General features: G+C 68.9%; 21 protein-coding genes. 12 read left to right on the top strand and 9 right to left on the bottom strand.

What is annotated here, in order from left to right:
* The first annotated feature begins 1 nt into the window (after position 1).
* From gap to OG609_RS30995, 8 genes are all read left to right on the top strand, one after another.
* Complete coding sequence (gene gap, locus OG609_RS30960; RefSeq protein WP_327275847.1) at positions 2 to 1009, top strand: type I glyceraldehyde-3-phosphate dehydrogenase; 1008 nt, start codon at positions 2 to 4, stop codon at positions 1007 to 1009.
* Between the two features lie 109 nt (positions 1010 to 1118).
* On the top strand, positions 1119 to 2330 hold the full coding sequence (locus tag OG609_RS30965; protein ID WP_327275848.1) for a phosphoglycerate kinase: 1212 nt from the start codon (positions 1119 to 1121) through the stop codon (positions 2328 to 2330).
* 6 nt (positions 2331 to 2336) lie between these two features.
* Positions 2337 to 3113, top strand: coding sequence for a triose-phosphate isomerase (tpiA, locus tag OG609_RS30970; RefSeq protein ID WP_327275849.1), 777 nt, complete (start codon positions 2337 to 2339; stop codon positions 3111 to 3113).
* Between the two features lie 114 nt (positions 3114 to 3227).
* Positions 3228 to 3464 (top strand): preprotein translocase subunit SecG, encoded by a 237-nt coding sequence (gene secG, locus OG609_RS30975; protein WP_093899524.1) that lies wholly within the window; start codon positions 3228 to 3230, stop codon positions 3462 to 3464.
* 108 nt (positions 3465 to 3572) lie between these two features.
* Positions 3573 to 3908: an RNA polymerase-binding protein RbpA gene (locus tag OG609_RS30980; protein ID WP_072483070.1), complete on the top strand. Its 336-nt coding sequence runs from the start codon at positions 3573 to 3575 to the stop codon at positions 3906 to 3908.
* 155 nt (positions 3909 to 4063) lie between these two features.
* Entirely contained in the window at positions 4064 to 5740 is a 1677-nt protein-coding gene (gene pgi, locus OG609_RS30985; protein ID WP_327275850.1) for a glucose-6-phosphate isomerase, read from the top strand.
* Between the two features lie 4 nt (positions 5741 to 5744).
* Positions 5745 to 6248, top strand: coding sequence for a PH domain-containing protein (locus OG609_RS30990; protein WP_327275851.1), 504 nt, complete (start codon positions 5745 to 5747; stop codon positions 6246 to 6248).
* Entirely contained in the window at positions 6245 to 7849 is a 1605-nt protein-coding gene (locus OG609_RS30995) for a PH domain-containing protein (RefSeq protein WP_327275852.1), read from the top strand. The genes OG609_RS30990 and OG609_RS30995 overlap by 4 nt, the downstream gene beginning before the upstream one ends.
* Here OG609_RS30995 and OG609_RS31000 read toward each other — a convergent pair.
* From OG609_RS31000 to tkt, 6 genes are all read right to left on the bottom strand, one after another.
* Positions 7827 to 8186, bottom strand: coding sequence for a VOC family protein (locus tag OG609_RS31000; RefSeq protein ID WP_327275853.1), 360 nt, complete (start codon positions 8184 to 8186; stop codon positions 7827 to 7829). The genes OG609_RS30995 and OG609_RS31000 overlap by 23 nt on opposite strands.
* Positions 8187 to 8264: 78 nt before the next feature.
* Complete coding sequence (pgl, locus tag OG609_RS31005) at positions 8265 to 9047, bottom strand: 6-phosphogluconolactonase (RefSeq protein WP_327275854.1); 783 nt, start codon at positions 9045 to 9047, stop codon at positions 8265 to 8267.
* Positions 9044 to 10057, bottom strand: coding sequence for a glucose-6-phosphate dehydrogenase assembly protein OpcA (opcA, locus tag OG609_RS31010; protein ID WP_327275855.1), 1014 nt, complete (start codon positions 10055 to 10057; stop codon positions 9044 to 9046). Before opcA ends, pgl begins: the two co-directional genes overlap by 4 nt.
* Positions 10054 to 11586 (bottom strand): glucose-6-phosphate dehydrogenase, encoded by a 1533-nt coding sequence (zwf, locus tag OG609_RS31015; RefSeq protein WP_327275856.1) that lies wholly within the window; start codon positions 11584 to 11586, stop codon positions 10054 to 10056. The genes opcA and zwf overlap by 4 nt, the downstream gene beginning before the upstream one ends.
* A 5-nt stretch (positions 11587 to 11591) precedes the next feature.
* Positions 11592 to 12710 (bottom strand): transaldolase, encoded by a 1119-nt coding sequence (tal, locus tag OG609_RS31020; RefSeq protein WP_189277150.1) that lies wholly within the window; start codon positions 12708 to 12710, stop codon positions 11592 to 11594.
* A gap of 34 nt (positions 12711 to 12744) precedes the next feature.
* Positions 12745 to 14847, bottom strand: coding sequence for a transketolase (gene tkt / locus OG609_RS31025; RefSeq protein ID WP_327275857.1), 2103 nt, complete (start codon positions 14845 to 14847; stop codon positions 12745 to 12747).
* Between the two features lie 445 nt (positions 14848 to 15292).
* Between tkt and OG609_RS31030 the strand changes: the two genes are divergently transcribed.
* Both OG609_RS31030 and OG609_RS31035 read left to right on the top strand, forming a co-directional pair.
* Entirely contained in the window at positions 15293 to 16246 is a 954-nt protein-coding gene (locus tag OG609_RS31030; protein WP_327275858.1) for a heme o synthase, read from the top strand.
* Between the two features lie 98 nt (positions 16247 to 16344).
* Positions 16345 to 16701: a hypothetical protein gene (locus tag OG609_RS31035; RefSeq protein ID WP_327275859.1), complete on the top strand. Its 357-nt coding sequence runs from the start codon at positions 16345 to 16347 to the stop codon at positions 16699 to 16701.
* 106 nt (positions 16702 to 16807) lie between these two features.
* On the opposite strand, the gene OG609_RS31040 is transcribed toward OG609_RS31035, so the two are convergent.
* From OG609_RS31040 to OG609_RS31050, 3 genes are all read right to left on the bottom strand, one after another.
* Entirely contained in the window at positions 16808 to 17821 is a 1014-nt protein-coding gene (locus tag OG609_RS31040) for a COX15/CtaA family protein (protein ID WP_327275860.1), read from the bottom strand.
* A gap of 76 nt (positions 17822 to 17897) precedes the next feature.
* Complete coding sequence (locus tag OG609_RS31045) at positions 17898 to 18665, bottom strand: ABC transporter permease (protein WP_327275861.1); 768 nt, start codon at positions 18663 to 18665, stop codon at positions 17898 to 17900.
* On the bottom strand, positions 18662 to 19588 hold the full coding sequence (locus OG609_RS31050) for an ABC transporter ATP-binding protein (RefSeq protein ID WP_327275862.1): 927 nt from the start codon (positions 19586 to 19588) through the stop codon (positions 18662 to 18664). Before OG609_RS31050 ends, OG609_RS31045 begins: the two co-directional genes overlap by 4 nt.
* A 136-nt stretch (positions 19589 to 19724) precedes the next feature.
* On the opposite strand from OG609_RS31050, the gene OG609_RS31055 reads away from it, so the two are divergent.
* Both OG609_RS31055 and sufB read left to right on the top strand, forming a co-directional pair.
* The gene (locus OG609_RS31055; protein ID WP_327275863.1) at positions 19725 to 20465 is read left to right on the top strand and encodes a helix-turn-helix transcriptional regulator; all 741 of its coding nucleotides are present in this window, start codon (positions 19725 to 19727) and stop codon (positions 20463 to 20465) included.
* Positions 20462 to 21883, top strand: a complete 1422-nt coding sequence (gene sufB, locus OG609_RS31060) for a Fe-S cluster assembly protein SufB (protein ID WP_093899511.1) — start codon at positions 20462 to 20464, stop codon at positions 21881 to 21883. Before OG609_RS31055 ends, sufB begins: the two co-directional genes overlap by 4 nt.
* Positions 21884 to 21891: the final 8 nt, after the last annotated feature.

Consider the following 21891-nt stretch of genomic DNA (forward strand, 5'->3'; position numbering starts at 1 on the left):
CGTGACGATCCGCGTAGGCATCAACGGCTTTGGCCGCATCGGTCGTAACTACTTCCGCGCGCTGCTGGAGCAGGGTGCGGACATCGAGATCGTGGCTGTCAACGACCTGGGTGACACCGCGACCACGGCGCACCTTCTGAAGTACGACACGATCCTGGGCCGTCTCAAGGCCGAGGTCAGCCACACCGCCGACAGCATCACCGTCGATGGCCACACCATCAAGGTGCTCTCCGAGCGCAATCCGGCCGACATCCCCTGGGGTGAGCTGGGCGTCGACATCGTCATCGAGTCGACCGGCATCTTCACCAAGAAGGCCGACGCCGAGAAGCACATCGCGGGTGGCGCCAAGAAGGTCCTCATCTCGGCCCCGGCCAAGAACGAGGACATCACCATCGTGATGGGTGTCAACGAGGAGAAGTACGACGCGGCCAACCACCACGTCATCTCCAACGCCTCCTGCACCACCAACTGTGTCGCGCCGATGGCCAAGGTTCTGGACGAGAACTTCGGCATCGTCAAGGGCCTCATGACGACGGTCCACGCGTACACGAACGACCAGCGCATCCTGGACTTCCCGCACTCCGACCTGCGTCGCGCCCGCGCCGCCGCGGAGAACATCATCCCGACCACGACCGGTGCCGCCAAGGCCACCGCTCTGGTGCTCCCGCAGCTCAAGGGCAAGCTCGACGGCATGGCGATGCGCGTCCCGGTCCCGACCGGTTCGGTCACCGACCTGGTCATCACGCTGGAGCGAGAGGTGACCCGCGACGAGGTCAACGCCGCGTTCCAGAAGGCCGCCGAGGAAGGCCCGCTCAAGGGCAAGCTGGCCTACACGCAGGACCCGATCGTGTCCTCGGACATCGTCTCGGACCCGGCCTCCTGCACCTTCGACTCCCTGCTGACCATGGCAGAGGGCACGCAGGTCAAGGTCATCGGCTGGTACGACAACGAGTGGGGCTACTCCAACCGCCTCGTCGACCTGACCGTCTTCGTCGGCAGCCAGCTCTGACCGCCGAATCGGCAGGCACCTCGATGTGAGCACGGGGCTCGAACAGCGCAACGCAGCGCCGTTCGAGCCCCGTTGCATGCTCTCTCGTCATCCCAAGGAGTCCAGCAAGATGAAGACGATCGACGAACTTCTCGCCGAAGGGGTCACCGGCAAGCGCGTATTCGTCCGCGCCGACCTCAACGTGCCGTTGAGCGGCACCACCATCACCGACGACGGCCGTATCCGTGCCGTCCAGCCGACCGTGGAGAAGCTGGCCGCGGCCGGTGCGCGGGTCATCGTCGCCTCGCATCTGGGCCGCCCCAAGGGCGCCCCGGACCCCGCCTTCTCCCTGGCGCCCGCCGCGGCCCGTCTCGGTGAGCTCCTCGGCGCCGATGTGGCCTTCGCGACCGACACGGTCGGCGAGTCCGCCCGCGCCACGGTCGCCGCGCTCACCGACGGCCGGGTCGCCGTCATCGAGAACCTCCGCTTCAACCCCGGTGAGACGTCGAAGGACGACGCCGAGCGCGGCGCGTTCGCCGACCAGCTCGCCGAGCTCGCCGATGTGTACGTGGGCGACGGCTTCGGGGCCGTCCACCGCAAGCACGCCTCGGTCTTCGACCTCCCGGCCCGGCTGCCGCACGCCGCCGGCGACCTGATCGCCACCGAGGTCGGCGTCCTGAAGAAGCTCACCGAGAACGTCGAGCGCCCGTACGCCGTCGTGCTCGGCGGCTCCAAGGTCTCCGACAAGCTCGGCGTCATCGACCACCTGCTGGAGCGAGCCGACCGCATCCTCATCGGCGGCGGTATGGCGTACACCTTCCTCAAGGCCCAGGGCCACGAGGTCGGCAGCTCCCTCCTCCAGGAGGACCAGATCCCGGCGGTGCTGGAGTACCTCAAGCGCGCCGAGGACAAGGGCGTGGAGTTCGTGCTCCCCGTCGACGTCGTGGTCTCCGAGCAGTTCCCGGACCTCAGGACCAAGGCTCCGACCGAGCACCGCACCGTGCCCGCGGACGCCATCCCGGCCGGTTTCATGGGCCTGGACAACGGCCCCGAGACCAACAAGCTGTATGCCTCGAAGCTCGCCGACGCCGTCACCGTCTTCTGGAACGGCCCGATGGGCGTCTTCGAGCACCCCGATTACGCCGAGGGCACCCGGGCCGTCGCCCAGGCCCTCGTCGACTCCGAGGGCTTCAGTGTCGTCGGCGGTGGCGACTCCGCCGCGGCCGTCCGCATCCTGGGCTTCGACGAGAACGCATTCGGACACATCTCGACCGGTGGCGGTGCCAGCCTCGAATACCTCGAGGGCAAGACGCTTCCCGGCCTCGCCGCACTGGAGGACTGACTTTTCATGAACACCCGTACCCCGCTGATGGCGGGCAACTGGAAGATGAACCTCAACCACCTCGAGGCCATCGCACACGTCCAGAAGCTCGCCTTCGCCCTGGCCGACAAGGACTACGACGCCGTCGAGGTCGCCGTCCTGCCGCCCTTCACCGACCTGCGCTCCGTGCAGACCCTGGTGGACGGCGACAAGCTGAAGATCAAGTACGGCGCCCAGGACATCTCGGCGCACGACTCCGGCGCGTACACCGGTGAGATCTCCGGCCCGATGCTCGCCAAGCTGAAGTGCACCTATGTCACCGTCGGCCACAGCGAGCGCCGCCAGTACCACGGCGAGACCGACGAGATCTGCAACACCAAGGTGAAGGCCGCTTTCAAGCACGGCCTGACCCCGATCCTCTGCGTCGGCGAGGAACTGGAGGTCCGTGAGGCGGGCAATCACGTCGCACACACGCTCGCGCAGGTCGACGGTGGTCTCAAGGACGTCCCCGCCGAGCTGGCCGAGTCGATCGTGATCGCGTACGAGCCGGTCTGGGCGATCGGGACCGGCAAGGTCTGCGGCGCCGGCGACGCCCAGGAGGTCTGCGGGGCGATCCGCAGCCGCCTCGCCGAGCTGTACTCGCAGGAACTGGCCGACACGGTCCGTATTCAGTACGGAGGCTCGGTGAAGTCCGGGAACGTCGCCGAGATCATGTCGAAGCCCGATGTGGACGGCGCGCTGATCGGCGGGGCCGCACTGGACGCCGACGAGTTCGTCAAGATCGTCCGCTTCCGCGACCAGTGAGTATGCGGTAGCGCGGATCCGTCGTACCCTTGCGGGGGCCGAGGAGGGTGTAGCCTCCCGGCCCCCGCTGTTCGCACATGCAGTCCAGAGAATTCCGGAAAGTAGGGACCAGCCGTGATTTTGGCGTTCGAGATCGCCCTGATCGTCTTCAGCCTGCTGCTGATGCTGCTGGTGCTGATGCACAAGGGCAAGGGCGGCGGCCTCTCCGACATGTTCGGTGGCGGTATGCAGTCGTCCGTGGGCGGCTCCTCGGTCGCCGAGCGGAACCTCGACCGGATCACCGTGTTCATCGGTCTGGCCTGGTTCGCGTGCATTGTCGTGCTTGGTCTGCTGATCAAGCTGGACAGCTGACCCGTCGTACGCGATTCCGGTGAGGGTGTAACTCCTTTCACTGGACGCGCGTTGGGCCTTACGTAGACTGGGGCATCTTCGAGCACCATCACGCAGGGAGTTACGACCGTGGCAAGTGGCAACGCGATCCGGGGAAGCCGGGTCGGAGCGGGGCCGATGGGGGAGGCCGAGCGGGGCGAGTCCGCGCCGCGCCTCCGCATCTCCTTCTGGTGCTCGAACGGGCACGAGACGCAGCCGAGCTTCGCCAGTGACGCGCAGGTACCGGAGACTTGGGACTGCCCGCGCTGTGGTTTCCCGGCCGGCCAGGACCGGGACAGCCCGCCTGACCCGCCGCGCACCGAACCGTACAAGACGCACCTCGCGTACGTACGTGAGCGGCGCAGCGATGCGGACGGCGAGGCCATCCTCGCCGAGGCCCTGGCAAAACTCCGGGGTGAGATCTAGTTGTTGTTCACCGGCCGGACACCTCACGGGGTGTCCGGCCGGACTGCTTTCGCCGTGCCGCAGCTCGCCATTGCCTCGTCAACCCCTCTGATCAATTAAGTTGGAAGGGCAGCGGGGCATCTGCAGGCACGAGAAGAAGTGGGCTGATATCCGGGATGAATACTCCAAGCCGAACCAGGCTCAACCAGACGCCCGAGTGGACCGCTCTGGGCAAGCACCGCGAGCAGCTCGGGGCGACACATCTGCGGCAGCTCTTTGCGGACGACCCGGAGCGCGGCACCGGATACACCCTCCGGGTCGGCGATCTGTATGTCGACTACTCCAAGCACCTGGTCACCGACGAGACGCTCCGACTGCTCCGCGAGCTCGCCGTGGCCACCGGCGTGGCTGAGCTGCGGGACGCGATGTTCCGCGGCGAGAAGATCAACACCACCGAGGGCCGCGCCGTCCTGCACACCGCGCTGCGTGCCCCGCGCGATGCGGTGATCGAGGTCGACGGCGAGAACGTGGTGCCCGCCGTGCACGCCGTACTCGACAAGATGGCGGCCTTCTCCGACCGCATCAGGTCGGGGGAGTGGACCGGTCACACCGGCAAGCGCATCAAAAACATCGTCAACATCGGCATCGGCGGCTCCGACCTCGGCCCCGCCATGGCGTACGAGGTGCTGCGCTCCTTCACGGACCGCTCGCTCACCGTGCGCTTCGTGTCGAACGTCGACGGCGCCGACCTCCACGAGGCCGTGCGCGATCTCGACCCGGCCGAGACGCTCTTCGTCATCGCGTCGAAGACCTTCACCACGATCGAGACCATCACCAACGCCACCTCTGCCCGAAACTGGCTGCTGACCGGGCTGAAGGCCGATCAGGACGCCGTCGCCAAGCACTTCGTGGCGCTGTCCACGAACGCCGAGAAGGTCGCGGACTTCGGCATCGACACCGCCAACATGTTCGAGTTCTGGGACTGGGTCGGCGGCCGCTACTCGTACGACTCCGCCATCGGACTCTCGCTGATGATCGCCATCGGCCCGGACCGGTTCCGTGAGATGCTCGACGGCTTCCACCTCGTCGACGAGCACTTCCGCACCGCCCCCGCCGAGGACAACGTCCCGCTGCTGCTGGGCATGTTGGGCGTCTGGTACGGCGCCTTCTTCGACGCACAGTCGCATGCCGTACTGCCCTACAGCCACTATCTGTCCAAGTTCACCGCGTACTTGCAGCAGCTGGACATGGAGTCCAACGGCAAGTCCGTGGACCGGGACGGCAATCCGGTCGACTGGCAGACCGGACCGGTCGTCTGGGGCACCCCCGGTACCAATGGGCAGCACGCCTATTACCAGCTGATCCACCAGGGCACCAAGGTCATCCCGGCCGACTTCATCGGCTTCGCCGAGCCGGTCGCCGACCTGCTGCCCGGTCTGGTCGCCCAGCACGATCTGCTGATGGCCAACTTCTTCGCCCAGACCCAGGCGCTTGCCTTCGGCAAGACGCCGGACGAGGTCCGCGCCGAGGGCGTCGCCGAGGAGTTGGTGCCGCACAAGACCTTCCGGGGCAACCACCCGACGACGACGATCCTGGCCGACAGGCTGACGCCGTCCGTCCTCGGCCAGCTGATCGCGCTGTACGAGCACAAGGTCTTCGTCCAGGGGGCCATCTGGAACATCGACTCCTTCGACCAGTGGGGCGTCGAACTCGGCAAGGTCCTCGCCAAGAAGATCGAGCCGGTGCTGACCGGGACGTCGACATCGGCCGCCGCCGCGGCGGAGGGGGACGAGCAGCTGGACAGCTCGACCGCCGCGCTCGTCCAGGCGTACCGCGCCCGCAGGGGGCGCTGAGCCGATGACCACGGGGGAGCGGACGGTGCGGCTGAGGCCGCCGAACAACACACTGGACCCGAGGGCCGTCGGCTGGTGGCGGGCCCAGTGGCTGCTGCTGACCGCGGCGCCGGTGGTCGTGCTGGCCGTGCTGGGAGCGTTCATCGAGCCAGCCCGGTTCTGGCTGCTGCTGCCCGCCGCGATCCTCGCGGTCCTCGGCATCGGCTGCGCCGTCCTCTTCCCCCTCTGGTGGTTCCGTACCCATCGCTGGGAGGTCACCGACGAGGCGGTGTACGTCAGAACCGGCGTTCTGAGGCAGGAGTGGCGGATCGCCCCGATGTCCCGGATCCAGACCGTGGACACCGTGCGCGGCCCGCTCGAACAGCTCTACCGGCTCGCCACGGTCACTGTGACCACGGCATCGTCCAAGGGCGCTCTGCGGATCGAGGGACTGGGCCACGAACTGGCGGCCGAGCTGGCCGAGCGGCTGACCCGGATCACCCAGGAAACCCCCGGGGACGCCACATGAGCTCCGAGGCGGCCGTCGCCCCGGACGCCGAGGGCGAGGGCGGCGTCACCGGTCCCGAGGCGGCCACCGGTGCCGACTGGCGGCGGCTGGACCGGCGTACGGTCCTCGTCAGCGCACTCGTCACGACCGGGGTGGTGGCAGGTGCGGCCGTGCCCACCACGCTCGGCCTCTCCGGACGGTTCGGGGTCGGGCCCGCGGTTGCCTGGGTGCTGGCCGGTGCGATCGTGCTGATCGGCTGCGCCGCGGCCGGCGACTACGTACGGTGGCGCCGCACCCGCTACCGCATCGGTGCCGAACGGGTCGAGCTCCACACCGGGCTGCTGCTGGTCAAGAAGCGCTCACTGGCCCGGACACGCATCCGCAGCGTCGACCTCACCGCCCATCTGCTGCAACGGGTCCTCGGCCTGGTCACCGTCCGCATCGGCACCGGAGAGCACTCCGGCAACGAATCCACCCTGGAGCTCGACCCGGTCCCCAGGTCCGAGGGCGAACGGCTCCGCCTCGAGCTGCTGGAACGTGCAGCCACCGGCACCCCGGGCACCCATCGCGAGGGCGAGCTCGCCGCCCTCGACCCGCGCTGGATCCGCTACGCACCGGCCTCCTTCGTCGCCCCCGCGCTCGGCGGTGCGGCGGCCGGCGCGGTGATGCAGGTCAGCGACTGGTTCGGGGCCCAGGGACAGGTGATCGACTGGATCGGCGACCGGTTCCGGGACACCTCATTGCTCGCCATGATCGTGATCCTCGCCGTCGCCGCGGTGGCCGCCGGTGTCGTCGGCGCGCTCGGCCTGTGGGTCGAGATGTGGTGGAGCTACCGGCTGGAGCGCGAACCCGGCGGCACGCTGCGCATCCGGCGCGGCCTGCTGACCTCCCGGTCCGTCTCCATCGAGGAGCGGCGGCTGCGCGGCGTCGACCTCGTCGAACCGCTCGGCATCCGGCTGTTCGGCGCAGCCCGGGTCGACGCGATCACCACCGGACTGGCCAAGGACGACGAGGAGCAGCACGGCGACCACAACACCCTGCTGCCCGCCGCGCCCCGGCCCGTCGCCGACACGGTCGCCGCCGACGTCCTGCGCGAGAGCACGTCCCCGACCGGCGCCCCGCTGACCAAGCACCCCCTCGCGGCCCGCGGCCGCCGGCTGCGCCGGGCGTTCTGGGCCACCGCCGCCCCCGGACTCGTCCTGGCCCTCCTGGGTGTGCTGCTGACACCCGTCCTGCTCTGGATCGCGTTCGTCTGCGCCGTCGTGGGACTGCCCGTCGGGGTGTTCCTTGCCCGGGACGCGTACCGCGGCCTGGGACACGCCATCAGCGGCGACTACCTGGTGGTCCGGTCCGGCACGGTCCGGCGCTCGACCGCCGCGCTGGAACGGGCCGGTGTCATCGGCTGGACGGTCAAGCAGACGTACTTCCAGCGGCGGTCCGGGGTGCTGAGCCTCACCGCGACGACGGCCGCCGGAGCGGGCGCGTACACGGCGTACGACGCGGATGCGAGCGAGGGCCTCGACTTCGCGTCCGAGGCCGTCCCCGGCCTGCTGGAGCCCTTCCTGGAGCGCACCCCCGCCGGCCCGGTGACTGCGACGGTCAGCCGTGCGTCGTGTCGATGACGCAGAACCTGTTGCCCTCGGTGTCGGCGAGCACCACGAAATCCGGGTCGTCCGGGTACAGTTCCCAGTCGGTCCGCGCCGCGCCGAGTGCGACCAGCCGGTCCACCTCGGCGTCCTGCTCCTCGGTGTACAGGTCGAGATGGACCCGGGGGACCTCCTGCACCGGTGTACCGCTCCGCCCCAGGCACAGCCCGACACCGTGTCCATCGGCCGGGACCAGCACCACCCAGTCGTCCTGCAAGGGCTCGCGCTCCACATAGCCGAGCGCCGCCTTCCAGAAGGCCGCCGCGCGCCGTACGTCCGACGCACCCATCACCACGGTTCCGATACGCACCATGGGCCGAGCCTTTCACGCCACAGGCCCGGCCGCTCCGAAGAGCCAACCGGGCCTGCATGCAACGGTACTGACGACCATTCAGGGAGAGGCCGGCGGATACAGCGCGCGCGGCAGCCGCGAGGCCGCCGCCGCGTCCAGCAGCCACAGAGTGCGGCTGCGTCCGTACGCACCGGCTGCCGGGGCCTGGATCTCCCCGGCACCCGAGAGCGCGATCTCCGCGGCCTCCGCCTTGTCCTCGCCCGCGGCGAGCAGCCACACCTCGCGCGCCGCCCGGATCGCGGGCAGCGTGAGCGAGATGCGGATGGGCGGCGGCTTGGGAGCGCCGTGCACGCCGACGACGGTGCGCTCGGTCTCCCGTACCGCGGGCAGCTCCGGGAAGAGCGACGCGACATGCGTGTCCGGGCCGACGCCCAGCATCAGCACATCGAACGTCGGCACCGGACCGTGGTCCTCCGGACCGGCCGCCGCGGCCAGTTCACCGGCGTACGCGGCCGCTGCCGCGTCGGCGTCGTTGCCGCAGGGGCCGTCCGAAGCGGGCATTGCGTGCACCCGGGACGGGGTCAGCGGCACCGAGGCCAGCAGGGCCTCGCGGGCCTGCGTGATATTGCGCTCCGGATCGCCCTCCGGCAGGAAGCGTTCGTCGCCCCACCACAGGTCGAGCCGCGACCAGTCGATCGCGTCCCTGGCGGGCGCGTCGGCAAGTGCGGCCAGCAGGCCGTTGCCGTTGCGCCCGCCGGTGAGCACCACCGAGGCGTGACCGCGCGCGGCCTGGGCGTCGACGATCTTCGTGATCAGCCGGGCCGCGGCGGCCTGGGCCATCAGCTCCTTGTCGCGGTGCACGACAAGCTGAGGGGCACTCACTTCGCCGCCGCCTTCTTGGCCGCTGTCTTCTTCGCGGCGGCAGGGGCGGCAGCGGGGGCGGGCTCGGCCGGCTTCGGCTCCGCCGGTCCGCCGAGCTTCTCCACGCCGAACTTCACCGTCGTCTCGTAGGTGTTGTCCGGGTCCAGGCGCCGCAACTCCTCGGCGAGGAGCTCGGCGGTGTCCCGCCGCTTGAGCGCCACCGCACGGTCCGGCTGGCCCTGCATCGAGAGCGTGGCCAGCGAACCGTCCGGCCGGTCCAGGACGATGACGCCGTTCTTGGTCTGCATCCGCACGGCCGTCAGACCGGGGCCGTCGGACAGGGTGCGCTCCACCGGAACCTTGAGCCGGTCCGCGAGCCACATGGCGAGCAGCTCGCAGCTCGGGTTCTCCGACTCGCCCTCGACCGTCGCCGAGACGACTTCGACCTGCTGCTGGTCGAGCGCGGCCGCCAGCATCGAGCGCCACGGCGTGATGCGGGTCCAGGACAGATCGGTATCGCCCGGGGTGTACGACCGGGCGCGCACCGCGAGTTCGGCACCCGGGTTCTCCGCCGAGTACGCATCCGTGATCCGGCGCTGGGCGAGTGCGCCCAGCGGGTCCTTCGCCGGATCGTCGGGGGCGTCCTCGGGCCACCAGACCACGACCGGGGCATCCGGCAGCAACAGCGGCAGGACCACCGACTGGGCGTGGTTGGCCAGCTCGCCGTGGAGACGCAGGACGACGGTCTCGCCGGTTCCCGCGTCGGAGCCGACCCGCACCTCGGCGTCGAGCCGGGCGTCCCGGCGGCTGCGCGGCGAGCGGCTGACCCGCTTGATCACCGCGATGATCCGCGAGGGGTGTTCACGCGAGGCGTCGCCGGCCGACTTGAGGGCGTCGTACGCGTTCTCCTCGTCGGTGACGATGACCAGGGTCAGCACCATGCCGATGGCCGGGGTGCCGATGGCACGGCGGGCCGACACCAGCGCCTGGTTGATCTTGCTGGAAGTGGTTTCCGTGAGATCGATCTTCATGGCCGGCGCCAGCTCCGTCCGTCTCGTGCAAGCATCTCGTCCGCCTCGGCCGGGCCCCAGGTGCCCGCCGGGTACTGCGCGGGCTTGCCGTGCTTGTCCCAGTACTCCTCGATCGGGTCGAGGATGTTCCAGGAGAGTTCGACCTCCTGGTGCCGCGGGAAGAGGTTGGCGTCGCCGAGCAGCACATCGAGGATGAGCCGCTCGTACGCCTCCGGGCTGGACTCCGTGAAGGACTCGCCGTACGCGAAGTCCATCGTGACGTCCCGGACCTCCATCGAGGTGCCCGGCACCTTGGAGCCGAACCGCACGGTCACGCCCTCGTCCGGCTGGACCCGGATGACCAGGGCGTTGCCGCCCAGCTCCTTGGTGGCGCCGGACTCGAAGGGGAGATATGGGGCGCGCTTGAACACGACCGCGATCTCCGTGACCCGGCGGCCGAGCCGCTTGCCGGTACGGAGGTAGAACGGCACGCCCGCCCAGCGGCGGTTGTTGATCGTCAGCTTGATCGCGGCGTAGGTGTCGGTCTTCGACTTGGGGTCGATGCCGTCCTCTTCGAGGTAGCCGGGGACTTCCTCGCCGCCCTGCCAGGCGTGTGCGTACTGACCGCGCACGGTGTGCTTGCCGAGGTCCTCCGGCAGCTCCACCGCCGTGAGCACCTTGAGCTTCTCGGCGACCAGGGCCTTCGGGTGGAAGGAGCCGGGCTCCTCCATCGCGGTCAGCGCCAGCAGCTGGAGCAGGTGGTTCTGGATGACGTCACGAGCGGCGCCGATGCCGTCGTAGTAGCCGGCCCGGCCGCCGATGCCGATGTCCTCGGCCATCGTGATCTGGACGTGGTCGACGTAACTCCGGTTCCAGATCGGCTCGAACATCGTGTTGGCGAACCGCAGCGCCAGGATGTTCTGGACCGTCTCCTTACCCAGGTAGTGGTCGATCCGGAAGACCTCGTTGGGCGGGAAGACGTCGTGCACGATCTGGTTGAGCTCCTGCGCGCTCTTCAGGTCGTGGCCGAAGGGCTTCTCGATGACGGCACGCCGCCAGGAGCCCTCCTTCTGGTCGGCGAGCCCGTGCTTCTTGAGCTGCTGGACGACCTTGGGGAAGAACTTCGGCGGCACGGACAGGTAGAAGGCGAAGTTGCCTCCCGTGCCCTGTTCCTTGTCGAGCTCCTGGATCGTGGCCTTCAGTGTCTCGAAGGCCTCGTCGTCGTCGAAGTTGCCCTGGACGAAGCGCATCCCCTGGATGAGCTGCTGCCAGACCTCTTCGCGGAACGGCGTACGGGCGTGCTGCTTGACGGCGTCGTGGACCTCTTGTGCGAAGTCCTCGTCGTGCCACTCGCGGCGCGCGAAACCGATGAGGGAGAAGCCCGGCGGCAACAGGCCGCGGTTGGCCAGGTCGTAGACGGCGGGCATCAGCTTTTTACGGGACAAATCGCCCGTGACGCCAAAGATCACCAGGCCCGACGGTCCCGCGATGCGCGGGAGCCGTCGGTCCTGGGGGTCACGAAGCGGGTTGGCTCCGGGAACACCAGACAAGGTGGTCAGCCCTCCGAAGGGGCGAGGCGCTTGAGCTCCGCCTCGGTCGAGTTGAGCAGGTCGATCCAGGACGCCTCGAACTTCTCGACGCCCTCGTCCTCAAGGAGCTGGACGACGTCGTCGTAGGAGATCCCGAGCTTCGCGACGGCGTCGAGCTCGGCACGGGCCTGCTCGTAGGTGCCGGCGATGGTGTTGCCCGTGATCTGCCCGTGGTCCGCCGTGGCGTCCAGGGTGGCCTCGGGCATGGTGTTCACCGTGCCGGGGGCGACCAGGTCGTCGACGTACAGGGTGTCCTTGTACGCGGGGTCCTTGACACCGGTCGAGGCCCACAGCGGACGCTGCTTGTTGGCCTGCGCCTTGTCCAGGGCCGCCCAGCGGTCCGACGAGAAGACCTCCTCGAACGCCTGGTAGGCGAGCCGGGCGTTGGCGAGAGCTGCCTTGCCCTTGAGCGCCTTGGCCTCCGGGGTGCCGACCGCGTCGAGCCGCTTGTCGATCTCGGAGTCCACGCGGGACACGAAGAACGAAGCCACCGAGTAGATCTTGGAGAGGTCCAGGCCCGCGGCCTTCGCTTTCTCCAGGCCCGCCAGGTAGGCGTCCATGACCTCGCGGTAGCGCTCCAGCGAGAAGATCAGCGTGACATTGACGCTGATGCCCTTGCCGATGACCTCGGTGATCGCCGGGAGACCGGCCTTCGTCGCCGGGATCTTGATGAGCGTGTTGGGCCGGTCCACCAGCCAGGCCAGCTGCTTGGCCTCGGCGACGGTGGCATCGGTGTGGTGGGCCAGGCGCGGGTCGACCTCGATGGAGACACGGCCGTCCTGGCCGTCCGTGGCGTCGAAGACAGGACGCAGGATGTCCGCAGCGTCCCGTACATCGGCCGTCGTGATCATGCGGATGGCCTCGTCGACGGTGACCTTGCGGGTGGCGAGGTCGGTGAGCTGCTGCTCGTAACCGTCGCCGTGCGAGATCGCCTTCTGGAAGATCGACGGGTTGGTGGTGACGCCCACGATGTGCTGCTGGTCGATCAGCTCGGCAAGGTTGCCCGAGGTGATCCGCTTGCGCGACAGGTCATCGAGCCAGATCGCCACGCCCTCGTCGGAGAGGCGCTTGAGTGCGTCTGTCATGAGAATTGCATCTCCTACTAGTCGTATAACGGCGTCAGCGTGCGGCGGCGGCGAGAGATTCCCGCGCGGCGGCGGCGACGTGCTCGCCCGTGAAACCGAACTCGCGGAAGAGGACCTTGGCGTCGGCCGAGGCGCCGAAGTGCTCCAGCGAGACGATCCGGCCGGCGTCTCCGACGTACCGGTGCCAGGTCAGACCGATACCGGCCTCGACCGCGACCCGGGCCTTCACGGACGGCGGCAGAACACTGTCCTTGTAAGCCTGGTCCTGCTCCTCGAACCACTCGACCGACGGCATCGAGACCACCCGGGTCGGGATGCCGGCGGCCTGCAGCTCCTCGCGCGCCTCGACGGCGAGGTGCACCTCGGAGCCCGTACCGATCAGAAGGACCTGAGGCGCCGCGTTCTGCCCTTCGGGCCCTTCGGCCTCGAAGAGCACGTAGCCGCCCTTGGCCGCGTCCTCGTTCGCCTCGTACGTCGGCACGCCCTGGCGGGTCAGCGCCAGACCGTGCGGGGCTCCCTTGCCGAACACCTTGGTGTAGCGGCGCAGGATCTCGCGCCAGGCGATGGAGGTCTCGTTGGCGTCGGCCGGGCGGACGATGTTCAGGCCCGGGATGGCGCGCAGCGAGGCCAGGTGCTCCACCGGCTGGTGGGTCGGGCCGTCCTCGCCGAGACCGATCGAGTCGTGCGTCCACACGTAGGTCACCGGCAGGTGCATCAGCGCGGACAGGCGCACGGCGTTGCGCATGTAGTCGGAGAAGACCAGGAAGGTGCCGCCGTAGATGCGGGTGTTGCCGTGCAGCGCGATGCCGTTCATGGCCGCGGCCATGGCGTGCTCGCGGATACCGAAGTGGATCGTGCGGCCGTACGGGTCCGCGCCGGGCAGCGGGTTGCCCGTCGGGAGGAACGACGACGTCTTGTCGATCGTGGTGTTGTTCGAGCCCGCGAGGTCGGCGGAGCCGCCCCAGAGCTCGGGGATGACCTCGCCGAGCTGCTGGAGCACCTTGCCGGAGGCGGCGCGGGTGGCGACGCTCTTGCCCGGCTCGAAGACCGGAAGCCTGTCCTCCCAGCCCGTGGGCAGCTCGCCCGCGGAGATCCGGTCGAACTCGGCGGCGCGCTCCGGGTTGGCGGTGCGCCAGGCGGCGAGCGCCTTCTCCCACTCGGCCTTGGCCTCGCGGCCGCGGTCCAGCGCCTCACGGGTGTGGGAGATGACCTCGTCGGAGACCTCGAAGGACTTCTCCGGGTCGAAGCCGAGGACCTTCTTCGTCGCGGCGACCTCTTCGTCACCGAGCGCAGATCCGTGCGAGGCCTCGGTGTTCTGCGCGTTCGGGGCGGGCCAGGCGATGATCGAGCGGGCCGCGATGAACGACGGGCGCTCGGTCTCGGCCTTGGCGGCCTGCAGCGCCTTGTACAGACCCGCCGGGTCCAGGTCGCCGCTGGGCAGCTGGTCGACGCGCTGGACGTGCCAGCCGTACGCCTCGTACCGCTTCAGGGTGTCCTCGGAGACCGCGGTCTCCGTGTCGCCCTCGATGGAGATGTGGTTGTCGTCCCACAGCAGGACCAGGTTGCCGAGCTTCTGGTGCCCGGCCAGCGAGGACGCCTCCGCGGAGATGCCCTCCTGGAGGCAGCCGTCGCCGGCGACGACCCAGACCATGTGGTCGAACGGGGAGGTGCCGGGGGCCGCCTCCGGGTCGAACAGGCCGCGCTCGTAGCGGGCGGCCATGGCCATGCCCACCGCGTTGGCGACGCCCTGGCCCAGCGGGCCCGTGGTCGTCTCGACGCCGGTGGTGTGGCCGTACTCCGGGTGACCGGGGGTCTTCGAGCCCCAGGTACGGAAAGCCTTGAGGTCATCGAGCTCCAGGCCGTAGCCGGCCAGGTAGAGCTGGATGTAGAGGGTCAGGCTGCTGTGACCCGCGGAGAGCACGAACCGGTCGCGACCGGTCCACTCCGCGTCGGCGGGGTCGTGCCGCATCACCTTCTGGAAGAGGGTGTACGCGGCGGGAGCCAGGCTCATCGCCGTGCCCGGGTGGCCGTTTCCGACCTTCTGTACGGCGTCGGCGGCAAGGACGCGGACAGTGTCCACGGCCCGCTGGTCCAATTCGGTCCACTGGAGGTCTGTGGTGGTCGGCTTGGTGCTCACCCTGAGTCAGGGCTCCTCTCCACTGTTGTAAACCGGTGACTGTGACCGCACCGGGCGTTGTCGAGCCTACCCCCGTCGGAACGAGCATTTTCCGGCTGCTTTCCAGGGTGCAGGCGGCCCGCGGAGTTCGCCTCCCGTATGAGCGCAACGGCTCACTTATGCGCTACTCCGATGAGCGCGTGCCCCTACTTCTGGGCCCCTTTGATGAGCGCGTTCGGCTGCGTCCGGGCCCTCCGATGAGCGTTTCTCTCCGCCTCTGAGCCGCCCCGATGAGCGAGACCCCTTATAGGCCACTCCGATGAGCGTGTCCCCTTACTTCTGCGCCACTTCAACACGAGCCACCCCCGCGAAGGGCGGCCTGTCCCCAACGTCTACAGTGGTCTGGTTCGCGCAAGTCTTTACTGGGCCTTCACGCCCGGAGCTTGCTGGGATTTCTCTGTCAGGGGTGTGCGTGACGGCCGTCGAGTCCCGACCCGCAGGGGTCGCCTTGACTCCCAGCCCAGGGGGCCATCGCCCGTTCGGGGCCCGTGTCAAGGCATTCGTGGCGTTGACCAAGCCCCGGATCATCGAGCTGTTGCTGATCACCACTGTTCCGGTGATGTTCCTGGCCGCTCAGGGTGTACCCGATCTGTGGCTCGTTCTCACCACCACCATCGGGGGATATCTCTCCGCGGGCGGTGCCAATGCACTGAACATGTACATCGACCGCGACATCGACGCGTTGATGGACCGTACGTCGCAGCGTCCGCTGGTCACCGGAATGGTGAGCCCGCGTGAGTGCCTGGCCTTCGGTATCGCCCTCGCGGTGATCTCCACGGTCTGGTTCGGACTGCTCGTCAACTGGCTGTCGGCCGCGCTCGCACTCGGTGCGCTGCTGTTCTACGTCGTGGTCTACACGATGCTGCTGAAGCGCCGCACCTCGCAGAACATCGTCTGGGGTGGCATCGCGGGCTGCATGCCGGTCCTCATCGGCTGGTCCGCCGTGACCGACTCGATGTCCTGGGCCGCGGTCATCCTCTTCGCCGTCATCTTCTTCTGGACGCCGCCGCACTACTGGCCGCTGTCGATGAAGGTGAAGGACGACTACGCCCGGGTCGGCGTCCCGATGCTCCCGGTCATCGCCTCCAACCGGGTGGTGGCCCGCCAGATCGTCATCTACAGCTGGGTGATGGTGGCGGTCTCGCTGCTGCTCACCCCGCTCGGCTACACCGGCTGGTTCTACACGGCGGTGGCGCTGCTGACCGGCGGGTTCTGGCTCTGGGAGGCGCACGGTCTGCAGAACCGGGCGAAGGCCGGGGTGTCCGGGGCCAAGCTCAAGGAGATGCGGCTGTTCCACTGGTCGATCACCTATGTCTCGCTGCTCTTCGTAGCCGTGGCGGTCGACCCCTTCCTGAGGTAGTCCCGCTTCATCGATTCCTGCCGACGGGCGGGGTACGTGGTCCATGCCACGTGCCCCGCCCGTCGCACGTTGATCTACCCGTCGGTAGCATCTTGAGCATGGCAGAGACGGCAGAGACCCAGGTGGAGAGCGGCAAGCAGGCGGCCCGCGCGGAGCGCAGGGCGGCGAAGCTCGCCAAGCAGATCGGCGCCTTCTCCAAGGCACACGGCGGTGCGGAGGGACAGCTCGCCTACATCGGGCAGATGGGCGCCCGCATCGTTCTCGTGGGCGAGGACGGCGGCTGGGGCGATCTGGTCGCCCCGTCGTACGCGATCGCCGAGAGCGCCACTCGGAAGGCCGGGATCACGATGCACGAGTCCTTCGACGGGGAGTTCGCCGCGAAGGTCCACACCGGCCCGTACGAGTGGACGCGGATGGCCGGCATTCAGCTGGGCGGCCCCTCCAACAAGGCCTGACCGAACGGACCCTCATACGTCGATCGCCGGACTGGCCTGTGAATGCGGGCCAGTCCGGCGATCGACGTATGAGGGCGGCCATCGGGCGCCCGGGGCTCTCCCGCGCTCAGCCCGCCGCGGCGGGCTCCGGCTGCTCGGCAGCGAGGCCGGGCACCGTGGCGACGGCCACCGGCCGCTCACGCAGCGACAGCAGCACCCGCACGACCGCGATCCACACCAGGCACGAGCCGAACATGTGCAGGCCGACGAGGATCTCCGGGGTGTCCGTGAAGTACTGGACGTAACCGATCACGCCCTGCCCCAGCAGCACCAGGAAGAGATCGCGGGTGCGGTGCAGCGGGCCGATCGGCGCGTCCACGGCCTTCAGTACGAACCAGAGAGCGACGGTCAGCGCCACCACGGCCCAGGCCAGATCGGCGTGCAGCTGCGTGATCATCTTCCAGTCGATCGGAATGCGGTGGACGTCGCTGGAGTCACCCGCGTGCCGTCCGGCGCCCGTGACGACCGTGCCGACCGCGATCAGCAGCCCCGCCACGACCGCGAGCAGCCAGGTCAGCTGGGACACCGCCTTGCCCACCAGCGGCCGGGGCGCCGTGTCGCCCTCACGGACCCGCTGCCAGGTCACCATCGCGACGGTGAGCAGCGCCGTGGAGAGCAGGAAGTGCGCGGCGACGGTGTACGGGTTGAGGCCGACCAGCACCACGATGCCGCCGAGCACCGCGTTGCCCATGACCACCCAGAACTGCACCCAGCCGAGCCGGGTGAGGCTGTGCCGCCAGGGCTTCGCGGACCGGGCGGCGATGATCGCCCACCCGACGGCCGCGCACAGGACGTACGTCAGCATCCGGTTGCCGAACTCGATGGCGCCGTGGAAGCCCATCGCGCTCGTCGCCGTGAGGCTCTCGTCGGTGCACTTGGGCCAGGTCGGGCAGCCGAGGCCGGAGCCCGTCAGTCGTACGGCGCCGCCGGTCACGACGATGATCACGGCCATGACGACGGCCGACATGGCCGCACGGCGGACCGTGCGGGGGGGCGGAGTCCATCGCTCGGCGATGTAGAGGAGCGGGTTCCGCGCGGCTTGAGCGACTTCGGCTCGGGTCAGCTTGGGCACGCGCACCATCGTAGGCGGCGGCTTGTGCAAACTTTCACGAGGGGGACGAGTTACCCCGAAACGTCGACGGAGCGCGTCCGCCGGCTCACTCCCAGCGGAAGAACTTCGCCGCCGCGCCCAGCCCGAGCACTGCCCACACCATGAGGATGCCGAGGTCGCTCCACGGCATCGACGCGCCGTGCTGGAGCACATCCCGCAGTCCGTCCGACAGCGCCGCGATCGGCAGCAGCCCCAGCACCGACTGCACCGCGTCCGGGAACTTGTCCAGCGGCACGATCACCCCGCCGCCGACCAACAGCAGCAGAAAGACCAGATTGGCCGCGGCGAGCGTCGCCTCCGCCTTCAGCGTCCCGGCCATCAGCAGCCCGAGTCCGGAGAAGGCCGCGGTGCCGAGTACGAGGAGCATCAGGACGGCGAAGGGGTTGCCGTGCGGCGACCAGCCGAGCGCGAACGCGATCACCGTGAGCAGGACCACCTGCAGCACCTCGGTGACCAGTACCGCAAGCGTCTTGGCGGTCATCAGCGCCCAGCGGGGCAGCGGCGAGGCACCGAGCCGCTTGAGCACCCCGTACCGCCGCTCGAAACCGGTGGCGATGGCCTGGCCCGTGAAGGCCGTGGACATCACGGCGAGCGCGAGAATGCCCGGCGTCAGGAAGTCGACGGCCTTGCCCGCCCCCGTGTCCACGATGTCGACCGCGCTGAACAGCACCAGCAGCAGCGTCGGGATGATCACGGTCAGCAGCAGCTGCTCGCCGTTGCGCAGCAGCATCCGCGTCTCCAGCGCGGTCTGCGCGGTGATCATGCGGGACAGCGGGGCGGCGCCCGCCTGCGGGGTGTACGTACCGGCGCTCATGCGCGCAGCTCCTTGCCGGTCAGTTCCAGGAAGACGTCCTCCAGCGTGCGGCGCTCCACGGAGATGCCGGACGGCATCACTCCGTGCTGCGCGCACCAGGAGGTGACGGTGGCCAGCAACTGCGGGCCGACGTCGCCGGTGATGCGGTACGTGCCGGAAGTGAGCTCGGCCGCTTCCGTGCCGTCGGGCAGTGCCTTCAGGAGGGAGCCGAGGTCGAGACCGGGGCGGCCGGTGAAGCGCAGGGTGTTCTCGGCGCCGCCGCGGCAGAGCGCCTCGGGGCTGCCCTGGGCGATGACCTGGCCCGCGTCGATGACGGCGACGTCGTCGGCGAGCTCCTCGGCCTCGTCCATGAAGTGCGTGGTGAGGACGACCGACACGCCGTCGGCCCGCAATTCCCGTACGAGATCCCAGGTGGAGCGGCGGGCCTGCGGGTCGAGGCCGGCGGTCGGCTCGTCCAGGAAGACCAGTTCGGGGCGGCCGACGACGGCCATTGCGAGGGCGAGCCGCTGCTGCTGGCCGCCGGAGAGCCGGCGGTAGGTCGTGCGGCCGCAGCTGCCGAGGCCGAGGCGCTCGATCAGGGCGTCGACATTCAGCGGATCGGCGTGGAGTTTCGCCATGTGGCGGAGCATCTCGTCGGCGCGTGCACCGGAGTAGACGCCGCCCGACTGGAGCATCACGCCGATCCGGGGGCGGAGCTTCGCGGCGTCGGTGACCGGGTCGAGGCCGAGGACCCGTACCGTCCCGTCATCCGGGCGGCGGTAGCCCTCGCAAGTTTCTATGGTGGTGGTCTTGCCGGCGCCGTTGGGGCCGAGGACGGCGGTGACCGCGCCGGTGCGTACACACAGGTCGAGGCCGTCCACCGCGGTCTTGGTGCCGTACCGCTTTACCAGGCCACGGACCTGCACGGCGGACTCGCTCTTCATGGCCGGTAAGTCTAGGCAGGGGCGGAAGTGCGCCGTGTCCCGGGGCCGAATTAGGTAACCCTAAGTGATGAACGGCACCGTAGATCGTTTCGGACCGTGGTTGTCAGGGCTCGATGAATTACGCAACAATGGCGTTGTGAAATACGTTGGCGAGGCTCCGCAGGAGGAACTCGCGACCGGGGAGCGCTCGACGCGCAACCGGGTCGCGCGCTCCATCCTGGACCACGGCCCGTCCACCGTCGCCGAGCTGGCGAAGCGCGTCGGGCTCACCCAGGCCGCCGTCCGCCGCCATCTCGACGCCCTCGTCTCCGACGGCGTCGTCGAAGCCCGCGAACAGCGGGTGTACGGGGCGCGGACCCGTGGCCGCCCGGCCAAGGTGTTCGCCCTCACCGACTGCGGGCGGGACGCCTTCGACCAGTCCTACGACAAGCTTGCCGCGGACGCGCTGCGCTGGATCGCCGAGACCTCGGGCGATGAAGCGGTCGTCGCTTTCGCCCGGGCCAGGATCGCTGCCCAGTCCGAGGCGTACCGCACGGCGGTCGAGGCCGCGGACCCCGAGGCGCGCACCGAGGCGCTGGCCAAGGCCTTGTCCGCCGACGGGTACGCTGCTACGGCGCGTAGCGCGCCCGGCCCGCAGCGGGGCGAGCAGCTGTGCCAGCACCACTGCCCGGTCGCTCATGTCGCCGAGCAGTATCCGCAGCTGTGCGAGGCGGAGACGGAGTTCTTCTCCAGCCTCCTCGGGACGCATGTGCAGCGTCTGGCCACCATCGCCCACGGTGACGGTGTGTGTACGACGTACATTCCGCGCAGCGGCCACTCAGCACCACAGACCACCAATTCAGCATCTGCAAGCACGGCCGGGAGGAACCCCGCATGACGCTCCCTACAGAGACTGCCCACCCTGAGCTCGAGGGTCTGGGTACGTACGAATTCGGCTGGGCCGACTCCGACGCGGCAGGCGCCGCAGCCAAGCGCGGGCTCTCCGAGGATGTCGTCCGCGACATCTCGGCGAAGAAGAACGAGCCCGAGTGGATGCTGAAGCTGCGCCTCAAGGGCCTGAGGCTGTTCGACAAGAAGCCGATGCCGAACTGGGGCTCCGACCTGTCGGGCATCGACTTCGACAACATCAAGTACTTCGTGCGGTCCACGGAGAAGCAGGCGGAGTCCTGGGAGGACCTGCCCGAGGACATCAAGAACACCTACGACAAGCTCGGCATCCCGGAGGCGGAGAAGCAGCGCCTGGTCGCCGGCGTCGCCGCGCAGTACGAGTCCGAGGTCGTCTACCACCAGATCCGTGAGGACCTGGAGGAGCAGGGCGTCATCTTCCTCGACACCGACACCGCGCTGAAGGAGCACCCGGAGCTCTTCAAGGAGTACTTCGGCACCGTCATCCCGGTCGGCGACAACAAGTTCGCCTCGCTGAACTCGGCCGTGTGGTCCGGTGGCTCGTTCATCTACGTGCCCAAGGGTGTCCGCGTCGACATCCCGCTGCAGGCCTACTTCCGTATCAACACGGAGAACATGGGCCAGTTCGAGCGGACGCTGATCATCGTCGACGAGGACGCCTACGTCCACTACGTCGAGGGCTGCACCGCGCCGATCTACTCCTCGGACTCGCTGCACTCCGCGGTCGTCGAGATCATCGTGAAGAAGGGCGGCCGCTGCCGCTACACGACGATCCAGAACTGGTCGAACAACGTCTACAACCTGGTCACCAAGCGCGCCGTGGCGTACGAGGGCGCGACCATGGAGTGGGTCGACGGCAACATCGGCTCCAAGGTCACCATGAAGTACCCGGCCGTGTACCTGATGGGCGAGCACGCCAAGGGCGAGACCCTGTCCATTGCCTTCGCGGGCGAGGGCCAGCACCAGGACGCCGGCGCCAAGATGGTCCACATGGCGCCGAACACCTCCTCCAACATCGTCTCCAAGTCGGTGGCGCGAGGCGGCGGCCGTACCTCCTACCGCGGCCTGATCGAGATCGGCGAGGGCGCGCCGGGCGCGAAGTCCAACGTCCTCTGTGACGCGCTGCTGGTCGACACGATCTCGCGCTCCGACACCTATCCGTACGTCGACGTCCGCGAGGACGACGTGTCGATGGGGCACGAGGCGACCGTCTCCAAGGTCTCCGAGGACCAGCTCTTCTACCTGATGAGCCGTGGTCTGACGGAGTTCGAGGCGATGGCGATGATCGTGCGCGGCTTCGTCGAGCCGATCGCGAAGGAGCTGCCGATGGAGTACGCCCTCGAGCTCAACCGGCTGATCGAGCTGCAGATGGAGGGTTCGGTCGGCTAGCGCAGCCT

The sequence above is a fragment of the Streptomyces sp. NBC_01224 genome, assembly GCF_036002945.1.
Lineage (GTDB): Bacteria > Actinomycetota > Actinomycetes > Streptomycetales > Streptomycetaceae > Streptomyces.

Excerpts from the sequence above, each read along its gene's own strand:
- OG609_RS31000 (WP_327275853.1), bottom strand. The coding sequence starts at position 8,186 with ATGGTGCGTATCGGAACCGTGGTGATGGGTGCGTCGGACGTACGGCGC.
- OG609_RS30990 (WP_327275851.1), top strand. The coding sequence starts at position 5,745 with ATGACCACGGGGGAGCGGACGGTGCGGCTGAGGCCGCCGAACAACACA.
- tpiA (WP_327275849.1), top strand. The coding sequence starts at position 2,337 with ATGAACACCCGTACCCCGCTGATGGCGGGCAACTGGAAGATGAACCTC.
- opcA (WP_327275855.1), bottom strand. The coding sequence starts at position 10,057 with ATGAAGATCGATCTCACGGAAACCACTTCCAGCAAGATCAACCAGGCG.
- tal (WP_189277150.1), bottom strand. The coding sequence starts at position 12,710 with ATGACAGACGCACTCAAGCGCCTCTCCGACGAGGGCGTGGCGATCTGG.
- OG609_RS30995 (WP_327275852.1), top strand. The coding sequence starts at position 6,245 with ATGAGCTCCGAGGCGGCCGTCGCCCCGGACGCCGAGGGCGAGGGCGGC.
- pgi (WP_327275850.1), top strand. The coding sequence starts at position 4,064 with ATGAATACTCCAAGCCGAACCAGGCTCAACCAGACGCCCGAGTGGACC.
- OG609_RS31045 (WP_327275861.1), bottom strand. The coding sequence starts at position 18,665 with ATGAGCGCCGGTACGTACACCCCGCAGGCGGGCGCCGCCCCGCTGTCC.
- OG609_RS31050 (WP_327275862.1), bottom strand. The coding sequence starts at position 19,588 with ATGAAGAGCGAGTCCGCCGTGCAGGTCCGTGGCCTGGTAAAGCGGTAC.
- sufB (WP_093899511.1), top strand. The coding sequence starts at position 20,462 with ATGACGCTCCCTACAGAGACTGCCCACCCTGAGCTCGAGGGTCTGGGT.
- OG609_RS31035 (WP_327275859.1), top strand. The coding sequence starts at position 16,345 with ATGGCAGAGACGGCAGAGACCCAGGTGGAGAGCGGCAAGCAGGCGGCC.
- OG609_RS30965 (WP_327275848.1), top strand. The coding sequence starts at position 1,119 with ATGAAGACGATCGACGAACTTCTCGCCGAAGGGGTCACCGGCAAGCGC.
- OG609_RS31040 (WP_327275860.1), bottom strand. The coding sequence starts at position 17,821 with ATGGTGCGCGTGCCCAAGCTGACCCGAGCCGAAGTCGCTCAAGCCGCG.